Raw genomic sequence first — 10,196 nt, forward strand, 5'->3', positions numbered from 1 at the left:
AAGGGGCTGAAGCCGTGGAGTTTGCAATGCCAACAATGCCATCCATCCTGGTGGTCGACGACCAGGTCGATAATCTCAAGATGCTGTTTAACACGCTCAAGCCAGAGTATCGCCTACGCGTGGCAAGCTCAGGCGCCGAGGCACTGACCATCGTGCGTCAGTTTGAGTCGCCTGATCTCTTTCTGCTCGACATCATGATGCCGGAGATGGATGGCTATGCACTGTGTCGGCGGCTGAAGAGTCTCCCAGGCACCCATGAAACACCGGTGATCTTTCTCACCGCCCGAGATCGTCCCGAAGACGAGGAGCGTGGGTTTGAGGTCGGCGCGGTGGACTATGTCACCAAGCCGATTAATGTCCGCTTGCTTCAGGCGCGGATCAAGGCCCAGCTTGCCTTGGCCCATCAGATCAAGCAGGCGCGGCAGGTGTTGAAGGCGAGCAACAGCCTGGTGGCGCGTGTGATTCGCGAACGTGATGACCAGGAAACCCAAAACGCCTTGTTGGCGCGCGAGATTGCCGAGCGCGAACAGGCCGAGACCGCATTGCGCGCCAGCCAGGCGCGTTTTGCGCGGTTGACCTCAGAGCTGTCAGACCGGCTGTTTTTCTTCACCCATGCGCTTGATGGCGAGCTTATGTACCTCAGCGAGGGGTTCAAGCAGTTGCTCGGTTGCGCCACATTCGAGGAGGTCATAGGGCGATCCTGGCGCAACCTAGCCGACTGGTCGCCGGAGTCGCTGAGGAAGGTGAACGAGGGAAACTGGTATTGGGTGTCGCAGGGGGACGAGAACGCGCGCTTTGAGCTGAGCTTTCGCCACCCGGACGGCGACTGGCGCCAGCTTGAGGTGCATGCCTACCGGATTTTCGATCAGGAGCGCGATCAGGAGCTGATTGAAGGCATCGCGCTCGATGTGACCGAACAACGCGCGCAGGATGCGCGGTTGCGGACACTGATGCGGGCGGTGGAACAGGCGCCAGTGTCCATCACTGTGACCGACCCTCAGGGCGACATTCTCTATGTCAACCCCTATTTCACCCAGCTCAGCGGTTACAGCAGTGAGGAAGCGATCGGGAAAAATTCGCGTTTTCTGCAGTCAGGCGAACAAAGCCATGCCTTCTATGAGGAGATGTGGGCGACACTGGAACGCGGCGAGAACTGGCGCGGTGAGCTGATCAACCAAAATAAACAGGGGCCGTTGTACTGGGTGGAAAGCACCATCTCGCCGGTGTTCGATGAGCACGGGGAGTTGCAGAACTATGTGGCGGTCAAGCAAGACATCAAGGATCGCAAAGAGCTCGAGCGTATCAGGGAAGATGTCGAACGCATTATGCGGCACGACCTGAAAGCACCACTCAATGCCATCATCAATCTGCCCGATCTGCTGCTGATGGATGACGGCCTCAGCGCGGAACAACGTGAAGATATTCAACTGATTCGTGAATGTGGTCGAGACATGCTCGACCTGATCGATCTCTCCCTCGACCTGTTCAAAATGGAGAGCGGTCAGTTTCACTACCGAGCGAGTCGAGTTGATCTGATGAAAATCGTGCAGACCGCTTGCGCCTTCCTGGCAGAACCCCTGAGCCGCAAGCAACTGAGCCTGGCGCTCCACCACAATGGCCAAGCGCTCTCACTGGAATCGGCAGCCGCCAGTGGGTGTGCTGTCGCCGCCAATACGCGTTTGCTGCTGTCGATGCTTGGGAATCTGCTGACCAATGCCGTCGAGGCTTCACCCCCCGGCGAGACCATTCGCTTAGACATCCGTGAGCATGGCGCTCATGGCCAGGTGCTACTCGAGATCTGCAACTGCGGCGCGGTTCCAGCGCCGATCCGCGAACGGTTTTTCGCTAAATATTCGACCTATGGCAAAGCCAATGGTACGGGGCTTGGCACCTATTCAGCCAAACTCATGGCCGACACCATGGGCTTCAGGTTGAGCATGACTACCTCGGATGCGGAGGATCGCACCTGTCTCCATCTGCGGATGCCGACAAGCACTCCATGACACGCCTATTTGGCCTATCGCGGTCGGCATTGCGCGTCACTGATCGCCTGGCCTTGTGGTAGTGGCTGGTGCTCCGCCCTCAGGTCCCGCAGAAGGTGCGCTCAACGACCTCATCTGGCCGCGGCGGCTGTCGGTATTCAGCCCGTGCCGGGTGCTCCTCATAGGGTTGCGAGACCACCTCGAGCAGTCGGTCGAGCGGTTCAAGATCGCCATTGTTGGCGGCGTCGATCGCCTGCTGGACGCGATGATTGCGCGGGATATAGGCCGGATTCACCGCACGCATCGCCGCTTGGCGCTCGCTGTCGGGCCGGGTCTGCGTGGCGAGGCGCTCGCGCCACTGCAGCGCCCATTGGTCAAACGCGGCCGGGTCTGCGAACAGCTTGCGTACCGACGCATCCGTCGCCGGGTCGTTGGCATCGACCTCGCAGAGCGCGCGAAACGTATTCGTGAAGTCCGCCTGCTGCGCGGCCATGCGCCCGAGCAGATCGAGCGCGAGATCATCATCGCCGGCACGCGCATCGAGCAGGCCGATCTTGGTCCGCAAGCCACCGTAGTAGCGCGTCTCGAAGGCCTTGCCGTAGGTGTCGAGCGCGCCGCGTGCGGTCTGCTTGGCGGCGTCTTCATCCTCACCGAGCAGCGGCAGGAGACAGTTGGCGAGCTGAGTCAGGTTCCAGTAGCCGATGCGGGGCTGCTGATCCCAGGCATAGCGGCCAAAGCGATCGATGGAGCTGTAGACGGTCTGTGGATGGAAGGCGTCCATGAAGGCGCAGGGACCATAGTCGATGGTCTCGCCCGAGATCGCCACGTTATCGGTGTTCATCACGCCGTGGATGAAGCCGACCAGCATCCACTGCGCGATCAGCTCGGCCTGGCGCTTGACGACCTGCTCGATCAGGGCCTGATAGGGCTGCTCGGCCTCGGCGCAGTCGGGGTAATGGCGCGCGATCACATAGTCGGCCAGGGTTTTGACCGCCTCGGTGTTGCCGCGACGGGCAAAATATTCAAAGGTACCGACTCGCACATGGCCGGCGGCAACGCGCGCCAATACAGCCCCGGGCTCGATGCGCTCGCGATAGACCTCCTCGCCGGTCGCGACCATGGCCAGAGCGCGCGTGGTCGGGATGCCCAGTGCGGCCATCGCCTCGCCGAGCACATATTCGCGCAAGACCGGGCCGAGCACCGCGCGCCCATCACCCGAGCGCGAGAAGGGGGTGCGCCCGGCCCCCTTGAGATGGAGATCGCGCCGCACCCCATCGCGGTCGATCAGTTCGCCAAGTAGGATGGCGCGGCCATCGCCCAGGCTCGGCACGAACTGACCGTATTGATGACCGGCGTAGGCCATTGCGATCGGATCGGCGCCTTCCGGAATCAGATTGCCAGCGAAGAGGGCCGCGCCAGTTGGGGTCGACAGGGCATCGGCATCGAGCCCGAGCTGCTCGGCCAGCGGCCGGTTGAGCCGCAGCAGCCCTGGCTCGGCGACCGGCGTCGGCGGTACGCGGGCATAGAAGTGCTCGGGCAGACGCGCGTAGCTGTTGTCGAAGGCGAAGAGCGGGGCTGCTGTGGTCTCAACCGCGATGCGGTCGATGCTGTGAAGGTCGCTGGGGCTGTTCATGCTGCGGTCGATTCCCGAGTGGCGCGGTGGGCTTTACTCGACCGAGGATGCGGGCAGGCGAAAGCATCATCAATGGTAGAGGAGGCTGCGCCGTGCGACGAGCGCCTTGCTCAGGCAAGCACGGGCCGTCGCTCGCGCTCGTGCTTGCGTCTTGAAACGTCCATGTCAGCGACCAAAATGCGCTCAGCGCTCAGCGCTGATGCGCTTGTTGTCAGTGGTAATCAACTGCAGTCCGCCGTCCGGGGTGGCCTCAAAGCGGTTGACGGCCTGCAGCAGCCCAAGGAAGCGCTGTTCGGTCTGCATCTGCAGGTCCGGGCAGGCCATCATGGTGCCGGCGATCTGGCCGAATGAGAGACCCTCGCCAGTGAGCGTATAACCGCCCATGAAGCGGTTGCAACCGCTGCTGCCGGCGACGCGGTTGTCGTCAAGAAAGTTGATGGTGACCGAGACCTCATCCGGCACCGGCTCGCCGTCGAGGCTGCTGACCGTCCACTCTGGACCCTCGAGCAAAGCGCGCGGTTCACCTCCGCAGCCGGTCAGGCGTTGATCCTCGATCTCGAGCTCAACGGTGCTCGGATAAGGCATGCCGGTCATCGTATCGCTGCAGGTGTGCTCACTGATGCGGATGCTGAGGTTCTGCTCCGGCAGGCTGTAGACCCGCGTGGCGTTGGTTTCGACAGGCTCAGGCAGCTGGGTCTTGATCTCGCGGGTGCCGTAGTCGAGCGAGAGGTCGAGCTGCTCGCCGCGCATCGCAAGGTTCCAGCCGGGCTCATTGCCACGTGCCCTGAACGGCGCCTTCTCGACCGGGACCGCCGCGAGGCACTCGGGGAGGTTGTCGCCATCCAGGCTCACCAAGGCGCTATTGCCCTTCGACCAGAAGAAGGTCTCAGGGTCATCCTTGGCTGTGAATTTTGCCCCTGAGGCGGCAGGGGTTGGGAAGAGGTCAAGCGTCTTGCCGTCGACATGCAGCCGCAGATGATCGTCGAGCGATTCGATCTCGATCTCAGTTTCGCCACAGCGCATCAGTGTCCTGAAGCCCGTCGGCGAGGGAGGCTGTAATCGGACGGTGCCGATCTCAAGCGGCTCGTCACCGGCTGCGATCGCCACTGGGTCGCTCACCCAAGCCGGCCGTCCTGCGCTCCAGATCGCGCCGCGGATCTCGCCCTTGGTGCCGTTCGGCACCTGCAGGGCGAATGGCAGCGGCACCTGTCGGCCTTCGCTGGCGAAGCGGGTCTCACCCTGGAGCTGACCGTTGTCGGCGCGAAACTCGACGACCGCGATACTGTCTGGCGTCAGCGCGACCCTCTGCAGATATGCCAGCTGACCGGAGATCGTGCGTGTGTCCGCTTCGGCGACGGCCAGGCCGTTCGCACCGACGAGCAGGTAAACCAAGGAAAGCGCGCGTAATACAACAGTCACAGCAAATAACTCCTCTAAGCCGATGTTACGGGCTCGGATGCTAATCGCAGATAACCACGGCTGACCAGTCCTGCCGGCGTCTTTTTCTGTGCTCAAAGAGGCTCAAGAACCTGTCAGCGATCTGCTCAGCATTGCTCGCTCCTGTCGCGAGCAACGCCCCCTGTGCAAGCCTGTTGTGCAGGCGGATCATCCAGGTCTGGCTCTTGATACCAGGGCAATCCAGCCTCGGCGCTCCGCTCCAGCTCGGCAATCACCTGCGCGCCCAGTAGCAGGATCACCGCCGCTGCCTCCAAGTACAGTAGTAAGACGACCACCGTGCCAAGCGAGCCATAGACCAGATTCACCATCGACACCTTGGCGAACCACCAGACCAGCGCGAGCCGGATCAGCTCCCAGAGTGCGGCGGCGACCAAGCCGCCGATCAGCGCCCTGCCGATATGGACCGGCACCACCGGGAGCATCTTGTAGATCGATGCAAACAGCAAGGCGACGCCAAAGAAGCTGGAGGCCCAGAGTCCGAATACCGCAGCGCCAGAGAGGGGCAGGTGCATGCCGAGCAGGCTCAGATCGAGCCGGCCCATGGTATTGAACAGCGCGACCAAGCCGGTCAGGCCAAGGAGCGCGACACCGAGCACGGCGACATAGACATAGGGCAACAGCGCCGCCACCCAGAGACGTCGCGAGGCCGTGCGGCGATGGCGTTGGAAGATGATGGCGACCGCGTCATCGAGCATCCGAAACGCTAGCGAGCTGAAGAACAGCATCACGCCGAAGCCGACCCAGCCGATCAGCTGCCGTTGCTCGAGCAGCGAGCGCAGGGTCTCGATCAGTAGTTCCGAGCGATCCGGTGTCAACAGGCGTGCCTGCAGCGCGATGACCTCGAGCAGATGCTCTTCGCTGACGATCTTAGACAGCGTCACGGCCAGCACCGCGAACAGCGGAATGATCGACAGCAGGATGTTGTAGCCGACCCCACCGGCCAGCAGCAGGCCGCGATTGCGGCTGAAATGTTGCAGCACCCGCCGTACGAAGCAGAGCAGGCAGCGAACCCTTGTCAGCATTGAGCGCCGACCGCGCGGGCTTTGCGTCGCCATCAGAGGTTTGTCTCCCGAAGTTAGGGATAAAGGTCATCCGTCCATCGCACATGACCCTCGCCTTGACCGCCGTCAGCCTACCTTTGTTAGGGTATCGTCGATGCAACAGCAACCGGACCCACAGGTGGCGCCGTTCGATACGCCTGCAGGTCATTCCCATCGACTCATTCCCATCGACACCCAACCCAGAGGCAGTTCTCATGGAATACAGCATCCTTGGCGATAGTGGCATCGAGGTTTCACGCATTGGGCTCGGCACCTGGGCCATTGGCGGCTGGATGTGGGGCGGCAGCGATCATGAACAGTCGATCGACACCATCCGCCATGCCGTCGATCTTGGCATCACCTTCATCGACACCGCTGCAGTCTACGGCATGGGCCGCTCCGAAGAGATCGTCGGTGACGCCCTGCAGCGCCATGGGTTGCGCGACAAGGTCGTGTTGGCGACCAAATGCGGGTTGAACTGGTCCGATGATCATCAGCAGGTCTGGCGCGAGGCGACGCACGATCGCATCATGCGCGAAGTGAATGATTCATTGCGCCGACTGCGCACCGACCACATCGATCTTTACCAGGTGCATTGGCCGGACCCGAAGACGCCAATCGACGAAACCGCGCGGGCGATGGACGATCTGCTGCAGGCTGGCAAGATTCGAGCGATTGGCGTGTCGAACTATGACAGCACGCAGATGGACGCCTTCCGTGCCGTCGCGCCCTTGCATGCCAACCAGCCGCCTTACAATCTCTTCGAGCGCGCGCTGGGCGATGAAGTGCTGCCTTATTGCGCCGAGCACGGCATCGGCACCGTCACCTATGGTGCGCTCTGTCGTGGTCTGCTCAGTGGGCGGATGACCCCGGATCGGGCGTTCGAGGGCGATGACCTGCGACAGTCGGACCCCAAGTTTCAGCAACCCCGGTTCGGTCAATATCTTGCTGCAGTTTCGGCGCTTGACGCCTTTGCCCAAGAATACGCCGGCAAGGACGTCATGGCCCTGGCGCTGCGTTGGCTGCTCGATCAGCCCGGGCATAGCGTCGCGCTCTGGGGTGCTCGACGCCCGGCGCAGCTCGACGCGGTGAGCAGCATCGACGGCTGGCAGCTCGATGACAGCGCACGCGAGCGCATCGACGCCATCATCGCGGAGCATGTCACCGATCCCGTCGGGCCTGAGTTCATGGCGCCGGGGACGCGTGATTGACAGAGATTGCCTAAAGCCCGACAAGCTTGGCATGAACACCTTCGGTCTTGACTTGCTCGAGAAGGGTCTTCGAGTCGACCTTGTCGGGTCGATATTCGACCAGCGTGAGATGTGGCTTGTCGTCGGGATTGTTGACGCTCACGACGCCGTCGATCGCGCGCAACTGCGTTGATGGGAGTAAGCAGGTATTCCGAGTTATGCGGCTGGGCAAGAGAAGCAGGCGATGTTGAGAAGGTGATGGGGCTGATGCAGCTGGTCGATATGCCCCTCGCATGGGGCATAGGCACCTGAGAACATAAGTGTCGCCCACTCGCTGGCCCCTCAGGCCGCTCTCGCTATTTGGTGGGCCAGATCAAGGCCACCAATAACCTCCTGTTGCGGGAATGACGATGCTTGATATCTATTGCGAGCGCGCCGGCGCTGCCGGACTGCTTGCCGAGCCGATCAATCTGATGACCAATGCGGCCTTCATCATTGCCGCACTCTTGGTCGCGCGGCGCCTGGTTGCCCAGCCCAATCTGAGGCTGCGCAACAGTTGGGATCTCGGCCTGCTGATCCTGTTGCTCGGCGCGATTGGCATCGGTAGTGCGCTCTGGCACAGCTTTGCCACCGGTTGGGCGGTGCTTGCCGACGTGATCCCGATCACGCTCTTCATCAACCTCTACTTGCTCAGCTTCGGCTGGCGCGTGCTCCGGCTGCGGCCGCTGGCGCTGGCGGGGCTCTGGCTCAGCTATCAGGTGCTCAGCATCGGGCTGATTGCAATCACTGGCCCCGAGCTGCTCAATGGCTCGGTCGGCTACCTGCCGGCGCTCGCGTTCTTGGTCGGGTTTTGGTGGGTCCTGCGCCGCCGCGCTGATCCGCTCTCACCGACGCTCCTGGCTGCCTACCTCCTGTTCATTGGCTCGCTGACCTTCCGCACCCTCGACATGGCGCTCTGCGGGCTGATGCCGCTCGGCCTGCACTTCCTCTGGCACCTACTCAACGCGCTGCTGCTCTACCTGCTGCTGAGCGGTTTGATCGGAGCACACCGAGCCTGATCCAATCTGACCAGGCCGAGCGATCAGCACCACGACTGGGTCAGCCAAGCGCGATCAAGGATGCCTGTCACATGGTTGCGGGTGGCCTCCCAGGACGCGCTTCGGTGCAACCAGTTAGCCCGAGCCGAGCGATCGGCGGGGGCCGGTGGCAGGCGCCGAGGTAGCAGCCGATGCCGACCAGCAGCAAACCGACTATAGTCGTAGGTGAGCGGTGTTCGATCACCAAGCCCCGATCCCTTAGCCGATCACAGTGAGGAGGGAGCATGACGACGTCAACAGCACGACCTAAAGACCGGGCGTTAGTCTGGCACCCGGCCAGAAGCCCGTTTCGAGATTCCACTAGCGCCGAGACTTCGAGGCGCCTGCAAGATCGTCCCGAGCTTAGTAGGCGGTTATACCGGTTCGAGCGCCGGCGTGGCTGGGACTATGTGCCGATGGATCTGTACTTGGATTCGGCGACAGCTGAGGATCACTTTCAATTTGCTCCGATCCGCGTGCGTTCTGAGCGGCGCCGAGGTCTACTCCGGCGTCGCTTCATGGTCTAACGTCCATAGCGCGTCGCCACCCGGACGATGAAGCGGGTCAATGTTGGCGGTGAGCTCTGGCTCAGCGTCGGAGAGGTCGCCTTCCTGGGCGAGGCGCGGATCGGGCTGCTCGAGCAGATCGGCGAGCGCGGCTCGATTACCCAGGCCGCCAAGGCAGCGGGGATCAGTTACAAGGCGGCCTGGGATGCGGTCGACGCGATGAACAATCTGGCGCCAACGCCGGTGGTCGCGACAGCGACAGGCGGGCGCGGTGGGGGTGGAGCTCGACTCACCGACGAAGGGCGCCGGCTGATTGCGGCCTATCGGACCATCTCAGCGGAGTACCGGCGTTTCTTAGAGAGCGTCAATGCGGCGCTGGGCGATCGGGAGGCCGCTGTTGCGATGTTGCAACGGCTGGCACTGCGCACCAGCGCCCGTAATCAGTTCATCGGGCAGATCGTCTCAGTCACCGCTCGACCGGTGGATGCCGAGGTTGAAATCGCGATTCAGGGTGGCGCGCGGGTGCGTGCTGGTGTGACCAATGAGAGTGTCGAGTGTCTTGGGCTGAAACCTGCGCGCCATGTCTGGGCGCTGATCAAGGCCGTGGCGGTGCGCATCGAGCCTGAAAATCCTAGTGCTAGCTCCAGGGTCGGCAGCCATTCGGGACCTAGCTCCAGCGTCGGCCCCAGCCCCAGTTCCAGTTCCAGTAAAGGCACCCGCACCAGCATCTCCAATCCTGGTCTCAATCGGCTCTGTGGACAGGTTCAGCGCATCACCCGCAGCGATGGCCCGGCGGAGGTGGTGATCGCACTTGAAGCTGGCATTACGGTCCGAGGCCTGATCGATGCCGAGCTTCTGGGGCCGCTTGGGATCAGTGAACAAGCGCGGGCTTGCGCGCTGTTTCAGCCGGCAAGTGTGATCATTGGCGTGAGCGACTAATTTGAAAGGCGGCAACTTTGTATGCCAGCTTGTCGCCCTTAGCCCTTAGCCCTTAGCCCTTAGCCCTTAGCCCTTAGCCCTTAGCCCTTAGCCCATAGCCCCTAGCCCCTAGCCCCTAGCGGAAACGGCATGGCAGCCAACACAGCCTCGACGCGACCCCTGAAATCAGGAAAATTAGCTCCATTTCCGCGTCTTGGTGGCGTGCTCGGCGCGGCTGCCTGATGTTGTTGACGCCGTTGACCTCGAGCCCATGATCCGAAGCTATATCTACGACGCACTGATCCTCAGACTCACTTCCCAGTGGTACGCGGAGGTGCTCAGGCGCCTACCCGAGGGCGCTGCGATGCTGGACGTCGGCATCGGCACCGCCGG

The 10,196-nt window shown here is 62.3% G+C and carries 8 protein-coding genes and 1 pseudogene; 5 read left to right on the forward strand and 4 right to left on the reverse strand.

What is annotated here, in order from left to right; translation table 11 throughout:
- Positions 1–26 precede the first annotated feature (26 nt).
- Complete coding sequence (locus VBE63_RS15445) at positions 27–2,003, forward strand: PAS domain S-box protein (protein ID WP_323683923.1); 1,977 nt, start codon at positions 27–29, stop codon at positions 2,001–2,003.
- Positions 2,004–2,082: 79 nt separating this feature from the next.
- Here VBE63_RS15445 and VBE63_RS15450 read toward each other — a convergent pair whose 3' ends face one another.
- The 3 genes from VBE63_RS15450 to VBE63_RS15460 form a co-directional block, all read right to left on the reverse strand.
- A complete protein-coding gene (locus tag VBE63_RS15450; protein ID WP_323683924.1) occupies positions 2,083–3,615 on the reverse strand; it encodes a protein adenylyltransferase SelO in 1,533 nt (510 codons plus the stop codon).
- A 183-nt stretch (positions 3,616–3,798) separates the two neighbouring features.
- Complete coding sequence (locus VBE63_RS15455) at positions 3,799–5,034, reverse strand: META domain-containing protein (RefSeq protein WP_323683925.1); 1,236 nt, start codon at positions 5,032–5,034, stop codon at positions 3,799–3,801.
- Positions 5,035–5,159: 125 nt separating this feature from the next.
- Positions 5,160–6,128 (reverse strand): YihY/virulence factor BrkB family protein, encoded by a 969-nt coding sequence (locus tag VBE63_RS15460; RefSeq protein WP_323683926.1) that lies wholly within the window; start codon positions 6,126–6,128, stop codon positions 5,160–5,162.
- A gap of 200 nt (positions 6,129–6,328) precedes the next feature.
- On the opposite strand from VBE63_RS15460, the gene VBE63_RS15465 reads away from it, so the two are divergent.
- The gene (locus tag VBE63_RS15465) at positions 6,329–7,324 is read left to right on the forward strand and encodes an aldo/keto reductase (RefSeq protein ID WP_323683927.1); all 996 of its coding nucleotides are present in this window, start codon (positions 6,329–6,331) and stop codon (positions 7,322–7,324) included.
- A 10-nt stretch (positions 7,325–7,334) separates the two neighbouring features.
- Here VBE63_RS15465 and VBE63_RS15470 read toward each other — a convergent pair whose 3' ends face one another.
- Positions 7,335–7,487, reverse strand: a complete 153-nt coding sequence (locus VBE63_RS15470) for a hypothetical protein (RefSeq protein WP_323683928.1) — start codon at positions 7,485–7,487, stop codon at positions 7,335–7,337.
- 226 nt (positions 7,488–7,713) lie between these two features.
- Here VBE63_RS15470 and VBE63_RS15475 point away from each other — a divergent pair, with 226 nt between their 5' ends.
- The 3 genes and pseudogenes from VBE63_RS15475 to VBE63_RS15485 form a co-directional block, all read left to right on the forward strand.
- Complete coding sequence (locus VBE63_RS15475; protein ID WP_323683929.1) at positions 7,714–8,361, forward strand: ceramidase domain-containing protein; 648 nt, start codon at positions 7,714–7,716, stop codon at positions 8,359–8,361.
- A gap of 572 nt (positions 8,362–8,933) precedes the next feature.
- Complete coding sequence (locus VBE63_RS15480) at positions 8,934–9,824, forward strand: TOBE domain-containing protein (RefSeq protein WP_323683930.1); 891 nt, start codon at positions 8,934–8,936, stop codon at positions 9,822–9,824.
- A gap of 253 nt (positions 9,825–10,077) precedes the next feature.
- Positions 10,078–10,196: pseudogene (locus VBE63_RS15485) on the forward strand (SAM-dependent methyltransferase); the annotation flags it as partial.

Origin of the sequence: Lamprobacter sp. (assembly GCF_034860625.1) — a bacterium.
GTDB lineage: Bacteria > Pseudomonadota > Gammaproteobacteria > Chromatiales > Chromatiaceae > Lamprobacter.